We start from the raw sequence: 15,377 nt of genomic DNA on the forward strand, positions 1-15,377 counted from the left end.
TCCGTCCACTTCACTTCTCGGAAATTTATTTACCTGACACACCCTCTCGCAGCCCCCTGTTCACCAGTACCGCGACGGAAAGGCGAAAGCCGTTGACTTGATAACACTCTTGGTTTTACATGGCGGTTACTGGCTGGACAGGGAGGGCCGCCCATGCATGACCGCAGGAAGTCCGGTGAGGCGCGAATAGCCCATTTTCTTGCCGACCGTTTGCGTCCCGCGCTGTATACCGGCCGGCTTCCCATGGACGTGGACGCCTGGCACATCCCCGGTGAGCCGGTCCCTGTCGAGGTCGCCCTGCGCGCGGAGTACGCGCCGTTCGTCGTCGGCGACTCCTGGGGCGGCCCGTGGTCCACCACGTGGTTCCGGCTGCGCGCGGACGTCCCGGAGCGCTGGGCGGGCCTGCGGGTCGAGGCGGTCCTGGACCTGGGGTCCGCCGAGGGCCTCGTCCACGACGAACTGGGCACGCCCCTCCAGGGGGTGCACGCGCGCGACCGCTCCGTTCTCCTCTCCACGGCCGCGAGCGGCGGCGAGCCCGTCCATCTGCTGGTCGAGGCCGCCGCCAACCCCCCGATCGACGCGGCGTCGGGCACCGGTACGCACTACGGCGACCCGCTGACGGTCGGCGACGAACCGCTCCACCGGCTGGTGCGCGCCGATCTCGCGGTCCGCGACGAGGACGTCTGGCAGCTCATCCATGACATCGATGTCCTGGACGGGCTCATGCGCGCGCTCCCTTCCGGACTGCCGCGCCGTCACGCCCTCCTGCGCGCCCTGGAGGACGCCGTGGACGCGGTGGACCCCCGGGACGTCCCCGGGACCGCCGCGCGGGCCCGCGCGGTCCTCGCCCCCGTCCTCGCCCGCCGCGCGTACGACTCCGCGCACACGGTCGCCGCCGTGGGCCACGTCCCTCCCCCGGCGGCCCGGCTGTGGCCGGCGCGGGAGAGCGTCCGCAGGAGCGCCCGCGCCTTCAGCAGCGTGGCGGCGCTGGCCGAGGAGTATCCGGAGCTGACCTTCGCGGCCTCCTCCGCGCAGCAATACGCCTGGATGAGGGACCACCACCCGCACGTCTTCGAGCGGGTGCGCAAGGCCGTCGCCGACGGCAACTGGGTGCCGGCCGGCGGGATGTGGGTGGAGCCGGACGGAAGTCTGCCGGGCGGCGAGGCGCTGGTACGGCAGTTCGTCCACGGCCGCCGCTTCTGCCGCGAGGAGCTGGGGGCCGACACCGACGGCGTCTGGCTGCCGGGATCCCTCGGGATGAGCGCCGCCTTCCCGCAGGTGGCCGCGCTCGCCGGGGCCCGCTGGTTCCTCTCCCGCCAACTGCCCGGCGAGGACACGGACGCCGTGCCCCACCACACGTTCTGGTGGGAGGGGATCGACGGCACGCGGCTGTTCAGCCACTTCACCCCCGCGGGCGTCAGCGACGCGGAGCCGGACGGGGACGGGTACGGCGCGGCGCTCACCGGGGACGAACTGGCCGGCGCGGTCGAGGCGTTCGCCGACAAGGGCGGCGGCACCCGCTCGCTGATGCCCTTCGGCGACGCCGACGGCGGGCCGACCCGCGAGATGCTGGAGCGCGCCCGCAGACTGGCCGACCTCGAAGGCTCCCCGCGCGTCGAGATGGTGCCCCCGTCGCACTTCTTCCGCGACGCGCGGGACGAGTACCCGGACGCGCCGGTGTGGCGCGGCGAACTGGACCTGGCCGCCCACCAGGGCACGTACACCGGCCAGGCCCGCACGAAGCGCGGCAACCGCCGGAGCGAATCCCTGCTGCGCGAGGCCGAGTTGTGGTCGGCGACGGCCGCCGTGCGGGACGGCATCCCGTATCCGTACGACGCACTCGAATCGCTCTGGCGGAAGGTCCTGCTGCACCAGTCCCACGACGTCCTGGCGGGGACGTCGATCGCCTGGGCGCACCAGGAGGCGGAGCAGACGTACCGCGAGGTCCACCGCAGGCTGGAGCACCTGATCCGGCGGGCCGTGGGCGCGCCGGACGCCGTGTCCGTGTCCGAGGTCTCCGTCTTCAACGCGGGGCCGCTCCCCCGCCGCGAGATCGTCGTCCTGGACGGCGACCGGCCAGCGGACGGCGGCCAGTTGCTGACGGACGGGCGGATCGCCGTCCTCGCCGAGGCGCCCGCGCTGGGCCAGGGCCCGGCCGGGCTGCCGCAGGGGGACGTCGCGCCCGTGACGGTCGCCCCCGCCGAGGGCGGCGGCCACACGCTCGACAACGGCCTGCTGCGCGTCCACATCGACGCGGAGGGGCTGGTCCGCTCCGCGCTGGACCTGACCACCGGCCGCGAGGCCATCGCCCCCGGGGCCGCCGGCAACCTCCTCCAGCTGCACCGCGACGACCCGGCACGCTGGAGCGCCCGGCACCTGGACCCGCGGCCCCGGGCCGGCTGCCGTGACCTCGACGGGGCGGACTCGGTGGAGGTCACCGAGCACGGCCCCCTCCTGGCGGCGGTCAGGGTCGTACGGTCCACCGGCCGGTCCACCGTCGGGCAGGAGCTGTCCCTGGCCGCCGGGAGCCGGGTCCTCACGCTCGACACCGAGGTCGACTGGCGGGAGCGGGACACCCTCCTCAAGGCGTCCTGGCCGCTGGACGTGCACGCCGAACACAGCAGGGGCGAGATCCAGTTCGGCCACGTCGAGCGCCCCACGCACGACAACACCGCCCGGGACGCGGCCCGTTACGAGACCTGGGCGCACCGCTGGATCCATGTCGGCGAGCACGGCTGGGGGGTGGCGCTGGCCGGGGACTCCACGTACGGGTACGACGTGTCGCGCACGACCCGCGCGGACGCCGGGACGACCACAACCGTACGGCTCTCCCTGCTGCGCGCCGCCCACAGCCCGGACCCGCACGCGGACCGGGGTCCCCAGCGCTTCCGGCACACCCTGCGCCCCGGCGCGGACGTGGGCGACGCGATCGCCGAGGGGTACGCACTCAACCTGCCGCTGCGCCCGGGGCCGGCCGGGCGGGGCGCGTCCCCGCTGGTCCGCGTGGACGGCCCCGACGTGGTGGTGGAGGCGGTCAAACTCGCGGACGACCGCTCGGGGGACGTGGTCGTCCGGCTCTACGAGTCGCGCGGCGGCCGGGCCCGTACGACCCTGACCGCGGCCTTCCCGGTCGCGGCGGTGCACGAGACCGATCTGCTGGAGGACACCCTGACGGTCCGTCAGCGGCACGGCGGGCCCGTGGCGTTGACCCTGCGGCCGTTCCAGATCCTCACCCTGCGGCTGGTGCGCGGGGACGGCCGGCGGACGGAGCACACCGGTGCCTGACGCGCGTCCGGCCGAGCGGACGGCCGGCGGTCCCGCCGACCGGGCGGCCGGTCCCCTGTCCGCCGAGCACCGGGCCGTCCTGCGGCGCTGGGAGGCGGCGGGCGGGTCCCTGGCCACCCGCGCGAGTGTGGTCCTGCTCGCCGCCGAGGGGCTGCGGGACGCCGAGATCTCGCGGCGGCTCGGGGTGTCCCGGCAGACCGTCGGCAACTGGCGGCAGCGCTGGACGAGCGCGGGGATCGACGGGCTGGAGCAGCGGCCCCGTACCGGCAGACCGGCGACGGTGGACGAGGCGGAGGTGGTCACCCGTACGCTGCTGGCGCCCGGCGGCAGCGGCGCGTCCCGGGCCGTGGCCCGGGAGCTGGGCCTCTCGCACGCGACGGTCGCGGGGATACGGCGGCGCTGGCGGCTGACCCCGGACGAGGCCCCGGCCCCGTCCGTACCGACCAGGCCGCCGCTGCCCGGCGCCGACGTGTGGGTGATGGGGCTGTACGTGGACCCGGAGCGGGCCGTGCTGCTGGCGGGGACCCGCCGGGGCGCCGGCGGCCGGGGCGCGGGGCCGCAGGCCGCGACGGGCACGGTGATCGGCGCCGACGTGCTCGCCGGGCTCGACCGGGCGCTGGACGCGGTGCTGGCCGCGGGGCCGGGTCCCGGGGCGGACGCCACCGGGCCGGGGTCCGGGGCGGCGGGACGTACCTCCGCCCCGGCAAGTTCCGGGACGGGCGGTGCCTCCGCGGGACCGGTGTCCGAGGCCGGCCGTACCTCCGCCTCACCGCCCGGCGCCGGCCTGGCCGGGTATCTCGCGGAGGCGAGCCGCAGTCATCCGGATCTGCTGCTGCACGCCATCACGCTCTGGGAGCCGCCGGACGGGACCGAAACCGGGCCGCCGGAAGCGCCTCTGACGCTCCATCGGATACCGGCACGCTCCACCTGGCGGACCTTCCTGCGCGCCATGATTGCGCTGGACAGCACCAGCCACCCGGAGTCCTCCCGCCGCGTGTACCTGGACCTGGCCGCGGAGTTGAAGCGGTACGCGGCGACTCGCGCCGACCGGCCGTGCGCGGCCGTGCGGTGGCTGCGGGAGAACGTCGCAGGCCACCTGCGCGCGGAGCGGGCCCCGGACGGCCCGGCGCCGAACCTGTCGTGGAGCGGGGTCAACCAGATCGACCTCGGCTCGTTCAACGAGTGTGTGGTCATCGAGACCGTGCGGCTGTCGGGCACCATCACCCGCGGCGAGATCGCCCACCGCACGGGCCTCACCCAGCAGTCGGTGTCCCGCATCGCCCGCTCGCTGCTGGACCGGGGCATCCTCATCGAGGACGCGCAGCGGCGGGCCACGTCGGGCAAGCCCCGCACGCCGGTACGGCTCTCGGGCACGGCCGCGCACGCGCTCGGCATCCACATCGACCCGGAGGTCCTGACCGCGGTGGTCATCGACCTGGACGGGGCGATCGTGTGCACCCGCAGCAGGCCGGTGACCGCCGACACCGATCCGGCGGAGTTCGTCGAACGGGTCGCCGCGCTGGGCCGGGAGACGCTCGCGGAGGCGCGCGGGGCGGTGCGCGAAGACGGCTTCCTCGGGATCGGGGTGGCCGTGCCGGGGCCGGTCGACATCGCGTCGGGCACGGTCCTCGGCCCGCCGCTGATGTCCGCGTGGGGCGATCTGCCGCTGCTGTACCTGCTCAAGGACCACTTCCCGTGCCCGGTGCTGATGGAGAAGGACTCGACCGCCGCGGCGGCCGGGGAGCGGTGGATCGGCCGGGACCGCAGGGCGAGGGACTTCGCGTACCTGTATCTCGGTACGGGGGTGGGCACCGGGCTCTATCTCAACGGTGACCTCTACCGGGGGATCAGCTCGAACGCCGGGGAATTCGGGCAGCTGTGCGCCATCGCGCTGGGGCGGGTGGACAAGGACGGCAGGCCGGAGATGGTGCCGGAGTGCAACCCGCCGGTGTCCGTGCCCGATCTGGCGCTGAGGGGCGGGATGCGGGGTGCGGCCGGGGGCTCCGCCCTCGCGGCGGGGGGCGCCGGCTCCGGCAGTACGGCCGCCTACCTGGCCGTGGGCGAGGCGGCGGCGGCCGGTGATCCGGCGGCGGCCGCGGCCGTACGGGAGGTGGCCCAGGCGGTGGGGCGCGGGGCGCTCGGGCTGGTCGACCTGCTGGACATCGACCTGATCGTGCTCGGCGGCCCGTTCTTCACGGCGGACGTCGCCGACTTCTACCTGGACGAGATCACCCGTACCGTCAACGAGTTCCCGACGGCCAGGCGGCTGCGGCGGGTCGAGGTCGAGCCGTCCGTGCTGAGCGCGGAGGCCGCGGCGGTGGGCGCCGCCTCGACGCTCTTCCACGCCACGTTCACCCCGCGCCTGCGGGGAGAACGCAGGCCGCCGGGTGCGTCCGGCGGCCTGCGCGCTTGAGGGCACCGCCCGGCACGCGCGAACGCGCGGACCGGGCGGGCGTGTGTGATGCCTCGTCAGACGCGCGGCCGGGTCGGCCGGTTGGCCGTCAGCGCGATCTGCTTCTTCAGCATCCGGCCGCCGTCACCGGTCAGCCGGAGGTAGTAGTCGGACGAGCAGCTCGTGCCGTCCTCGTCGAGCGCGTAGATCCCCGACCCGGCCGGCACCTGTCCGCCGGTCTCCGCCGTCTTGGCGATCTGGTTGCCCTCGTTGAACTCGTCGTACATGGAGATGTAGATCCCCTGCGCGCCGACGCGGACCATGTTGTAGAACTGCCGCCACATGAAGTCGCCGTGTGCGCGCTGGCGTTCCTGGAGGTCGCCGGGGAGCACGCAGGGCTGGTAGTCGATGCCGTGGGCGTTGCAGTCCGCCTGGTCCGGGGTGTTGACGGAGGTGAAGAAACGGTCGGTGTCGCTCACGTTGCCGATGCGGCCGACCATCCAGGGCGAGAGCATGTTGAAGGCGTGGTAGACGTCGGCGAACCCGGGGCGCGAGTCCTCGTTCCCGCTGCGCCAGTGGGTGGGCACGCCGCCGATCACGTAACAGCCCTGCGCCTTGAACCAGTCGACGACGTCCTTGCACGGACCCGGCGCGAACGGCCGTCCGTCGTCGTTGAACCCGAAGCCCCAGATGCAGACGACCGGCTTGCCGTTCTGCACGGCGTAGGCGCTGGACGCGGTGTGCGCCCGCATCTTGTTCGTCCAGTCCTGCTTGATCTCCGACTGCATGTTCGTCCAGCCGGTGACGTCGTACATGATGTAGAACTTCCGGCCGTTGGCCTCCGCCGACTGCCGTACCCGCTGTGCCATCACGTCGCGCGTGGGGCCCTCGCCGCCGAACGGGTTGAACCGCTGGAGCGCGGCGGTGTCGATGTTGTTCTCCCGCATCCACCGGAAGTGGGTGTCGACCGTCTGCTGGTCGTACGACGAGAAGAGCGTCGCGGGCTGTCCGTCGTTGGTGTTCGCGTATGCCGTGCGGTAGCCGCGGCTGTACTCCCGCATGTCCGGCCACGACTTGATGGTGGTATTGCTCGGCGACGGGGGCTGGCCGGCATTCCTGCTCCAGTGCCACCAGCTGTTGATGGGGGCGCCGTCGCCGACGCAGGCGAACCATCCCTGATAGCCGACGGTGATTTTCCCGACGACGTCGCCGGGCGGACTCGCGGCGGGGGCGAGGGGGGCGGCCTCGGCCGCCATGGCACCCCGCTGGGCAGCGAGAACGCCGCCCACGGAAGCGGATGCGGCCAGCGCGGACGCGATGACCGATCGTCGTGAAACGCTCACGGAGGATATCCTCCCGGTAGGTGTCTGCCAGAAACACACGATTCCCTCGGGAGTGGGGGGAGTTATTGGGCGGTGGCAGTCCGTCCGGCCCCAAGGGCACGCCTGTGCAAGGTAGTCGGGCTGCCCATCCCGCACAAGGTGCGTTGTGCATGCATTCCGTCAAGAAAATGCGAAGGTCTGTCAGTTCATTTACTTGCCACTTTCCGTTTCCGGCGGAATGCGGAAAAGCGCGCGGGAAGTCCCGGCCGTATCGGGCGCGCCCGGCGCGCTCCCCTCATGACCCTTTGCGCTCGCTTGCGCACCGAGCGTGCCGGGCAGCATCCGGGCGAAGGTCGTGGGTCGAAGGGGGGAGGTGCGCGGTGCACGGACCGGCGACGGCCGGCTGGCTGCTGGTCGCGCTCTGCGCGGGAGCCGGGGGCTACTGCCTGCTGCGGATGCGCGGTGTCGCGGGTGAGGCGCGCGGTACGGCGGGCGGCGAGGCGCTGATGGGATTCGGGATGGCCGCCATGGCCGTCCCGGCGGTGGTGCTGTCACCGCCGAGGTGGGTGTGGTGGGCGTACGCGGCGGTGTTCGGCGCGGCCGCACTGGGGACGGCCGTCCGGGCGCGGGGCTCGGCGCACCACGCGCACCACCTGCTGGGGATGCTCGCGATGGTCTACATGGCGGGGGCGATGGCCCAGACGCCGGGCGGGGCGCACGGTGTCCACACGGCGGCCGGGGCGCCGCTGGTCACCGGCGGGCTGCTGCTCTACTACACGGCGTACGTCCTGTGGGCGGGCGCCCGCCTGCTGCCGCTGCCGGACCCGGCGGACGCGGCGGACGTCACCGGCGCGGCAGGCGTGGCGGGCGGCCGGGGTGGTGGGCCGCCCGGCGGGGCGGCGGGGGCGGTGGCCGCCGGCTGGGGCGAGCGGCCGGAGTTGACGCTGGTCTGCCGGCTGTCGATGGGCCTCGCGATGCTGGCGATGCTGCTGGGGCTGTGAGCGGGGCCGTACCGGCTGAGCCCCCCGTACGGCATCGCGTACGGGACCACGCACAGGACCGTGCACGGCACTCCTCGCCGCGCCCCTCACAAAACGTGTCCTGAGTCACATGGCCCGCCGGACCGTACCCCCGTGCGGCGCCGCCCTCATAGTCTGGTGACCATGATGGTCTCCTTGGCGCTGCTGCTGCTCGGTGCGCTGGCCGCCGTCGTCGCCCCGAGGCTCCTGGCCCGCGCCGACTGGCCGGAGCGCGAGCCCGTCGTGGCGCTGTGGGTGTGGCAGTGCGTGGTGGCCGCCGTGCTGCTGAGCTTCACCCTCGCCATGACCTTCAGCGCGGCCGCCGCCTGGGCCGCGGTACGGGGACACGTCTTCGCCCCCGCCCCGCGCGGCGTGATGGAGGCGTACGCGCTCGGCACCCACCGCCCGTGGTCCGCGGTGATCGCGGTGGTGCTGTTCGGCGGCGGGCTGTGGACGGCGGCGATGCTGACCCGGGAGATCCACCGTTCCCGCGCGCGGCGCAGGAACGACCGTACGGAACTGCTCCTCCGCTCCCCCGCCCTGCCCGGCGAGGAGTCAGGCCGCGATCCGCTCGTCGTGCTGGAGGGCGAGCGGCCCGACGCCTGGTGGCTGCCGGGCACCAGGCCCCGGCTGGTCATCACCACGGCCGCCCTGCGCCGGCTGAAGGGCCGTCAGCTCGACGCCGTACTGGCCCACGAGGAGGGGCACGCGCGCGCCCGGCACGACTGGCTGCGGCACTGCTCGGCCGCGCTGGCGAACGGTTTCCCGCAGGTGCCGGTGTTCGCGGCGTTCCGCGACCAGATGCACCGGCTGGTCGAACTGGCCGCGGACGACATGGCCTCGCGCCGCTTCGGCCGGCGGACGACCGCCCTCGCCCTGGTCGAACTGAACGAGCACCGGGGCGTGTTCGGGCCCGGCACCACCCCGGACGCGCAACTGCCGCAGCGGGTCAACCGGCTGCTGGCGCCGGGCCCCCGGCTGACCGCCGGCCGCCGCCTGTGGCTGACCGCCACGGCCACGCTGGTCCCGGCCGTCCCCCTGCTGGTCGCCTTCGTACCGGCCCTGCGCGCCCTCGGATAGCTTGGGCGCCGTTTCGTCGGCAAGGATCACCCCATGCACTCGCCGCCGACCCACTCCCCCGCGCCGGCTCCCCCGGCCCCCCGCCCGCTCGTCACCCCCGCGCGGACGGCCGCCGTCCTCGCCGCCGTCTCGGCCGTCCTGACGGCGCTCGTGGCGGCGGAGTGGGGGCCACTGCTCTCCTTCGACCGGTCGTCCGCCGACCGGCTGCACCGCTGGGCGGTGGCCGAGCCCGGCCTCACCCACACCAACCGGGTGCTGACCGACTGGGTGTGGGACCCGTGGACGATGCGGATCCTCACGGCGGTCGCGGTGATCGTGCTGTGGTCGCGGGGCGCCCGGCCGCTCGCCGCGGCCGTCGTCGTGGGCGCCGTGGTGACCACCGCCCTCCAGCAGGGCCTCAAGGCCGTCGTGGGCCGTGAACGCCCCAGCTGGCCCGACCCCGTGGACTCGGCGCACTTCGCGTCCTTCCCGTCCGGGCACGCGATGACCGCCACCTTCACCCTGGGGCTGTTCCTCTGGCTCCTGCGGCGCGCCGGCGCGAACGGGTGGCTGTGGGGTACGGCGGTGGCCGTCGCGGTCGTCTCCGCGGTGGGGGTGGGTCTGACACGCCTGTGGCTGGGGGTGCACTGGAGTTCGGACGTGCTGGCCGGCTGGCTGCTGGGCGGGTGCCTCGTCGCACTGTTCATCACCACGTACGGGCGTCTGGCCTTGTCGCGGGGGCGCTGACCCGGGAAGTATCGGGCCCATGACGTTCAAGGGTGTGCTCTTCGACTTCTCCGGAACCCTCTTCCGTATCGAATCGGCGGGATCCTGGCTGCGCGCCGTGCTCGACGAGGCGGGCGCCGCCGTACCGCCCGACGAGGTGCGCCGGTACGCCATGGCGCTCGCCGTGTCCGGGGCGCTGCCGGGTGGTTCCGCGCCGGAGCGGGTCCCGCCGGACCTCGCCGCGCTGTGGGCGACACGCGACCGGAGCGCGGCGGAGCACCGCGCCGCGTACACGGGACTGGCCCGTCAGGTGGAACTGCCCGACCCTTCTCTGTACGACGCGCTCTACGAACGCCACATGACGCCGGAGGCGTGGCGGCCGTACGCCGACGCGGGCGCCGTGCTCGGCGCGCTGCGGCAGGGCGGGGTCGGGGTGGCCGTGGTGAGCAACATCGGCTGGGACCTGCGGCCCGTCTTCCGGGCCCACGGCCTGGACTCCCTCGTGGACGCGTACGTGCTGTCGTTCGAGCACGGCGTGCAGAAGCCCGACGAGCGGCTCTTCCGGGCGGCGTGCGACGAGTTGGGGCAGGACCCGCACGACGTCCTGATGGTCGGCGACGACCGCGCGGCGGACGGCGGGGCGGCGCGGCTGGGGTGCGCGGTGCACTTCGTGGACCATCTGCCGGTCGAGGAACGGCCCTCGGGTCTGCGGCCGGTGATCGCGCTGGCGGGCTGCGGGCCGCTCGTGTAGGGGGCGCCGGGCGGGGCCGTACGGTACGAACACGCCGCGCCGAGCGGGACCGTACGGTACGAACGCTCCGCGCCGGACCGGGCCGTACGTACGGAAAAGCCGTCTGCCTCGGGCGATCCCCCGCGTCGCCCAAGGCAGGCGGCAGCCCCGCTGAGCAGGCACGGAGAGGCCTGCGGCAGGACGCTCTGAGTATACTGGTTGAAAGCCAGTCAACGCAGGAGTCCAGCATGTCCCCGCGGAGCGCGTCGGTCAATGAAGAGCTGCGTCGGCGATCCCGGGATCGACTGCTGCAAGCCACCGTGGAGTTGGTCGCCGAGCACGGTTACGAGGCCACGAAGCTGGCCGACATCGCCGACCGGGCCGGAACCGCGCGGGGCCTGGTGTCGTACTACTTCCCCAGCAAGCGCCAGCTCTTCCAGTCCGCGGTCCACCGGCTGATGCACCGCACGCTGGAGGCGGGGCTGGAGCGCGAGCCGCGTACGGACGACGGCCCGGAGCTGCTGGCGCGCGCGATCGACGCGATCCTCGGCCTGGCCGTCGACAGCCCTGTCCTGATGCGGGCCCACATGGCCGGAATCCTCCAGGCCGAGGGCTTCGTACAGTGCCCGGAACAGCAGCGTCTCGCGCATCTGCTGCGCGAGACGGTGGTGCGGTACGGCTCACCGGACGTGGACAGCGACTACCCGCTGTTGCGCGCCCTGCTGATGGGCGCGGTCTTCGCCGTCCTGATACCGGGGGCTCCGATGCCCCGGCGGCGGCTGCGCGGCGAGCTGTTCACGCGGTACGGACTGGCGTGGGAGCTCGGCGTTCCGCCGGACGGCTGACCGCCCGGCGGAACGGATGGGGCATCACCCCGCGGCGACCTCAGTCGTCGTGGCGGTCGTGGTCGTGGCCGTGGCCGTCGAAGTAGTCGGGCTGCGTCTGGACGTTGAGCTCGTCGACGCGCACGCGCTTCGCCGGGTCCGTCCTGCGGTCGTCGAGCTTCAGTACGTCGAAGCCCTTGGCGATGTCGTTGGAGTAGATGTAGCCGTTGTAGTAGTACGCGGACCAGGAACCGCCGGTCGCGTTGGTGGTGGCGGAGAGGGGACCGCGCTCGAAGTAGCCGATCTCCGTGGGACGCGACGAGTTGGTGAAGTCCCAGACGGAGATGCCGCCCTGGTACCACGCCTGGACCATGATGTCGCGGCCCTTGACCGGGATGATCGAGCCGTTGTGGGCGACGCAGTTCTCGGTGCTGCCCTGGTAACGGGGGATCTTGTAGTAGCTGCGGAAGACCAGCTTGCGGTGGTCGCCGCGGCCCACGATGTCGTAGATGCCGTCGGCGCCCTTGTTCGGGCCGATCGCCTCGTTGCAGGTGGCGGCGCCGCCGCCGCCCAGCTCGTCGGTGAAGACGACCTTGTCGGCGTCCTGGTTGAAGGTGGCCGAGTGCCAGAACGCGAAGTTGACGTTGTCCTGGACGCGGTCGATGACCTTCGGCCGCGCCGGGTTCTTGATGTCGAGGAGGATGCCGTCACCCATGCAGGCGCCGGCGGCCAGGTCCTTCGAGGGCAGCACGGTGATGTCGTGGCAGCCGGAGGTCGTGGAGACGCCCGGGTTGGTGGTGCCGCCCGGGTTGCCGCCGTCCGGGAAGAGCAGCGGGAAGTTCACGATCGACGACTTCTCGGGGGCCTTGCGCGGCACCTTGATGACGGTGATGCCGTCGTGCGGCGGCTGGCAGTCCGGGAAGCTGGCGCTGGGCGAGTACGAGGAGACGTAGATGTACACGTCCTTGCGCTCGGGCACCAGCGTGTGGGTGTGCGAGCCGCACGCCGTCTCGACGGCGGCGACGTACTGCGGGTTCCGCTTGTCGCTGATGTCGAAGATCTTCATGCCCTCCCAGGAGGACTTCTCCGAGGCCGGCTGCGTCACGCTGGAGCAGGAGTTGTCACTGCGTGAGGAGTCGGTCGACAGGAAGAGGAGGTCCCCGGAGACGGTGATGTCGTTCTGGGAACCGGGGCAGAGGACCTGCGCGACGGTCTTGGGGGCCTTCGGATTGCTGATGTCGAAGATCCGGAAGCCGTCGTAGTTGCCCGCGAAGGCGTACTTGCCCTGGAACGCGAGGTCCGAGTTGGTCCCGGCGAGCGCGTCCTTGGGGGTGTTGCTCAGGTGCTCGATGTTGCGGCTGTGGACGATCTCGTCCACGCCGGGTATCTCACCGCTCTTGATCGCGGCCGTCGCGTCGGCGACGGCGGCGGCCGAGATCTTCGCCGGAGCGGATGCGTCACCCGGGTCGGGTGTGGCGACCGCGGGTCCTGCTACGAGCAGGGTGGCGAAAAGCCCGGCCGCGGCTGCCGCCACGCCCAGACGTCTCCGCCGCACGCGGGTGGTGTGCAACGAGGTCACTGCGTCCTCCCTTTCATCCGTTCAGAGTTGAACGGCATACAGACGACGGCAGTATCGTCCCTCTCATGTACATCTCAACAGATGGCAACAGAGACGTAATGAAAGTTTTTGATCACTTGGTTGCGGAAGCGTGTTAGTACGGAGTCTCTTCTAGTCTCTTCTTCGTCTCTTCGAGATCATGTGCCGCAGGAGGTAGCTGTGTTGATCCGCCGCAGGAACCCGCGTTCCCGCGTGGCCGCCGTCGCGACGGCCGTCGTCGTCGCCGTACTCGCCCTGGGAGCCTGCGACTCGGGCGACGACGACGCTTCCGGCGCGTCAAAGAGCAAAGGGGACAAGGGACTTGGGGTGGTGGCACCGGGGAGGCCGGGTGAACCGGCGAAGACCCTGTCCCCCGACGAAGCGCTCAAGGCCGCACCGGACGACAGCCCCAACTCGGCTGATTTCACCTACGCGCAGATGATGATCGTGCATCACACGCAGGCACTGAAGATGACCGAACTTGTCCCGAAGCGAGCAGCTTCGACCTCCGTGAAGCGGCTGGCGGAACGCATCGCCTCGGCCCAGAAGCCCGAGATCGACGTCATGGCCGGGTGGCTGGAAATCAACGGTGGGGCAAAGAAGACGTCAGGACATGACCATGGCGCGATGCCGGGCATGGCGACGGAGGCGCAGCTGGACCAGCTGCGCGCGTCGAAGGGCAAGGCGTTCGACGAGCTCTTCCTGACGCTGATGATCACGCACCACCAGGGCGCGATCACGATGGCGACGGAGGCGTTGTCGTCGGGCAACAACGTGCTGGTCGAGGAGATGGCCGGGGATGTGATCGCGCAGCAGACGTCGGAGATGGCGCGGATGCGGGCGCTTTGATGGGGCGGGGGGTTCGGCGGCGGGCCGCCGGGGTTCGGCGGTGGTGCGGCGGCATCCTGCCGGGGGTTCTGTTGGGGCTGCGCCCTGGCCCTGCGGTGGTCCTGGCGTGGCCTCGCGGTGACCTCGCCGTGGTCCTGACGTGTCCTCGCCGCGGTCCTGCGGTGGGCGTGGCCCTTCGGTGACCTTGGCGTGGTTCTGACGTGGCCCTGCGGTGGGCCTGGCGTTGCCCTGCGCGGCTTCTGTCGTGGCCCCGCCCTGGCCTTGCGGTGGTCCTGGCGTGGCCCTGCGGTGACCCCGCCGTTGTCCTGGCGCGATCCTGCCGGTCAGCGGCGGTGGTGACGGGGTGACAGGTGTCCCTCGTCGCGGGCGCCCGCGATCAGCCTGAGCGACTTGCGGCGGCTGAATCCGGTGGCGGACATGACGGCGAGCACCGGGTCCAGGCCGTCGCGCTGGGCCGCGCGGTAGATGCCGGCGACTGTGCGGTGGCCGGGGCCGCCGCGAGCGGGGCCGGCACGGTGGCGTCCGCCGACCTGGGGGCCCGCCCCGGAGCCGGCTTCCCCGGGCCCGGGTTCCGGTTCGCGCGCGGCTGCGGGGGCCGGCGGGTCGGGTAGCGGGTCAGGTAGGTCGAGTACGGGTGGTTCGGGGCCGGGCATGGGTGTCGGCGCGGGCGTCGGTGTCGGCGCGGGCGCCAGCGCGGGCTCGGGTTCGGGCGCGGGTGCGGGTGCGGGCGTCGGTGTCGGTGTCGGCGAGAACGTCGGCGTGGGCGCGGGCGCCAGCGCGGGCTCGGGTGGTGGCGAAGGCGAGAACGTGGGCGTCGGTGAGGGCGCGGGCGTCGGTGTCGGCGAGGGCGCGGGCGTCGGTGAGAACGTGGGCGCGGGCTCGGGTGCCGGCGAAGGCCCTGGCGCCGGGGGGCCGTCCTGCCCCGCCACCACCTTGCACGCGTCCTGCAACGGCGCCTCGATCACACCCGCGAGGGCCGCGAAGCCGTCCAGCGGCAGCGGGGGGTCGGCCTGGGCGTCCTCGATGGCGATGCGCCCCTCGTGGACCACGGCCAGCACGTCGATGCGGGCGCCGTCGGCGAAGGTCAGCCGGATGTCCACCCACGGTGGCCGGATCTCCCGCCGCGCCGGGCCCACCAGGGGGTCGCCGGCCGTGGTGACGGTGCCGTAGCCCTGGACCTCCCAGACGGGCCACGCGCCCGCCTCGGCGTCGCTCGGTTCGGATTCATCGGGTTCCTGGGCGGACATCCATCTGCGTTCCGACACGTTCACAACTTAATCAGGCAATCCGTCCTTATTGCCACGGCACGCACGGGGTGCCCGTGACGGCACCCTCTCGGCGGATCGCTCCGCGACGTTCGTCGCGCTCCCTCTGCCCTCACGCCGGACGGGCGTCTGCGCCCCGGCGGGGGGCGCGGCTTCCTACTTGTCCTCAATCGCCGGACGGGCTCTGTTTGTGGCGTCTGCCCGGTGGGCGGGTGCGGCTTACTGATGTCCTCAATCGCCGGACGGGCTTGGTGGTGCCCGCTGCGGGCCGGTGGCCTGGGTGCGGGTTGTTGCCGGGGGCCGGGCAGG

General features: G+C 72.8%; 11 protein-coding genes. 8 read left to right on the forward strand and 3 right to left on the reverse strand.

Features of this window, described 5'->3' with window-relative positions:
- Positions 1 to 153: 153 nt before the first annotated feature.
- Both ACIODU_RS18650 and ACIODU_RS18655 read left to right on the forward strand, forming a co-directional pair.
- Positions 154 to 3,285, forward strand: a complete 3,132-nt coding sequence (locus tag ACIODU_RS18650) for an alpha-mannosidase (protein ID WP_401768709.1) — start codon at positions 154 to 156, stop codon at positions 3,283 to 3,285.
- Positions 3,278 to 5,698: an ROK family protein gene (locus ACIODU_RS18655; protein WP_401768711.1), complete on the forward strand. Its 2,421-nt coding sequence runs from the start codon at positions 3,278 to 3,280 to the stop codon at positions 5,696 to 5,698. Before ACIODU_RS18650 ends, ACIODU_RS18655 begins: the two co-directional genes overlap by 8 nt.
- Positions 5,699 to 5,754: 56 nt before the next feature.
- Here ACIODU_RS18655 and ACIODU_RS18660 read toward each other — a convergent pair whose 3' ends face one another.
- Positions 5,755 to 7,020 carry a glycoside hydrolase family 71/99-like protein gene (locus ACIODU_RS18660; protein WP_356423231.1) on the reverse strand — a complete coding sequence of 422 codons (1,266 nt, stop codon included), beginning with the start codon at positions 7,018 to 7,020 and terminating at the stop codon, positions 5,755 to 5,757.
- Between the two features lie 359 nt (positions 7,021 to 7,379).
- On the opposite strand from ACIODU_RS18660, the gene ACIODU_RS18665 reads away from it, so the two are divergent.
- The 5 genes from ACIODU_RS18665 to ACIODU_RS18685 all read left to right on the forward strand — a co-directional run bounded on the left by ACIODU_RS18665 (position 7,380) and on the right by ACIODU_RS18685 (position 11,378).
- Positions 7,380 to 8,000, forward strand: a complete 621-nt coding sequence (locus ACIODU_RS18665) for a DUF5134 domain-containing protein (RefSeq protein WP_401768713.1) — start codon at positions 7,380 to 7,382, stop codon at positions 7,998 to 8,000.
- A gap of 162 nt (positions 8,001 to 8,162) precedes the next feature.
- Positions 8,163 to 9,098, forward strand: coding sequence for a M56 family metallopeptidase (locus ACIODU_RS18670; protein ID WP_356423236.1), 936 nt, complete (start codon positions 8,163 to 8,165; stop codon positions 9,096 to 9,098).
- Between the two features lie 33 nt (positions 9,099 to 9,131).
- A complete protein-coding gene (locus tag ACIODU_RS18675) occupies positions 9,132 to 9,824 on the forward strand; it encodes a phosphatase PAP2 family protein (protein WP_401768715.1) in 693 nt (230 codons plus the stop codon).
- A gap of 19 nt (positions 9,825 to 9,843) precedes the next feature.
- Positions 9,844 to 10,554 carry an HAD-IA family hydrolase gene (locus ACIODU_RS18680; protein WP_356423241.1) on the forward strand — a complete coding sequence of 237 codons (711 nt, stop codon included), beginning with the start codon at positions 9,844 to 9,846 and terminating at the stop codon, positions 10,552 to 10,554.
- Between the two features lie 227 nt (positions 10,555 to 10,781).
- A complete protein-coding gene (locus tag ACIODU_RS18685; protein WP_356423244.1) occupies positions 10,782 to 11,378 on the forward strand; it encodes a helix-turn-helix domain-containing protein in 597 nt (198 codons plus the stop codon).
- A gap of 40 nt (positions 11,379 to 11,418) precedes the next feature.
- On the opposite strand, the gene ACIODU_RS18690 is transcribed toward ACIODU_RS18685, so the two are convergent.
- The gene (locus ACIODU_RS18690) at positions 11,419 to 12,936 is read right to left on the reverse strand and encodes an LVIVD repeat-containing protein (RefSeq protein WP_401768717.1); all 1,518 of its coding nucleotides are present in this window, start codon (positions 12,934 to 12,936) and stop codon (positions 11,419 to 11,421) included.
- A 198-nt stretch (positions 12,937 to 13,134) separates the two neighbouring features.
- Between ACIODU_RS18690 and ACIODU_RS18695 the strand changes: the two genes are divergently transcribed.
- On the forward strand, positions 13,135 to 13,803 hold the full coding sequence (locus tag ACIODU_RS18695) for a DUF305 domain-containing protein (protein ID WP_401768720.1): 669 nt from the start codon (positions 13,135 to 13,137) through the stop codon (positions 13,801 to 13,803).
- Between the two features lie 323 nt (positions 13,804 to 14,126).
- Here the strand turns inward: ACIODU_RS18695 and ACIODU_RS18700 are convergent, their stop codons facing one another.
- Positions 14,127 to 15,068: a DUF6214 family protein gene (locus ACIODU_RS18700; protein ID WP_401768722.1), complete on the reverse strand. Its 942-nt coding sequence runs from the start codon at positions 15,066 to 15,068 to the stop codon at positions 14,127 to 14,129.
- Positions 15,069 to 15,377: the final 309 nt, after the last annotated feature.

It is taken from the genome of Streptomyces sp. NPDC088261 (assembly GCF_044740805.1).
In the GTDB taxonomy this organism is placed as follows: domain Bacteria; phylum Actinomycetota; class Actinomycetes; order Streptomycetales; family Streptomycetaceae; genus Streptomyces.

Coding starts and splice junctions, on each gene's coding strand:
- ACIODU_RS18650 (WP_401768709.1), top strand. CDS start 154: ATGCATGACCGCAGGAAGTCCGGTGAGGCGCGAATAGCCCATTTTCTT.
- ACIODU_RS18670 (WP_356423236.1), top strand. CDS start 8,163: ATGATGGTCTCCTTGGCGCTGCTGCTGCTCGGTGCGCTGGCCGCCGTC.
- ACIODU_RS18675 (WP_401768715.1), top strand. CDS start 9,132: ATGCACTCGCCGCCGACCCACTCCCCCGCGCCGGCTCCCCCGGCCCCC.
- ACIODU_RS18680 (WP_356423241.1), top strand. CDS start 9,844: ATGACGTTCAAGGGTGTGCTCTTCGACTTCTCCGGAACCCTCTTCCGT.
- ACIODU_RS18685 (WP_356423244.1), top strand. CDS start 10,782: ATGTCCCCGCGGAGCGCGTCGGTCAATGAAGAGCTGCGTCGGCGATCC.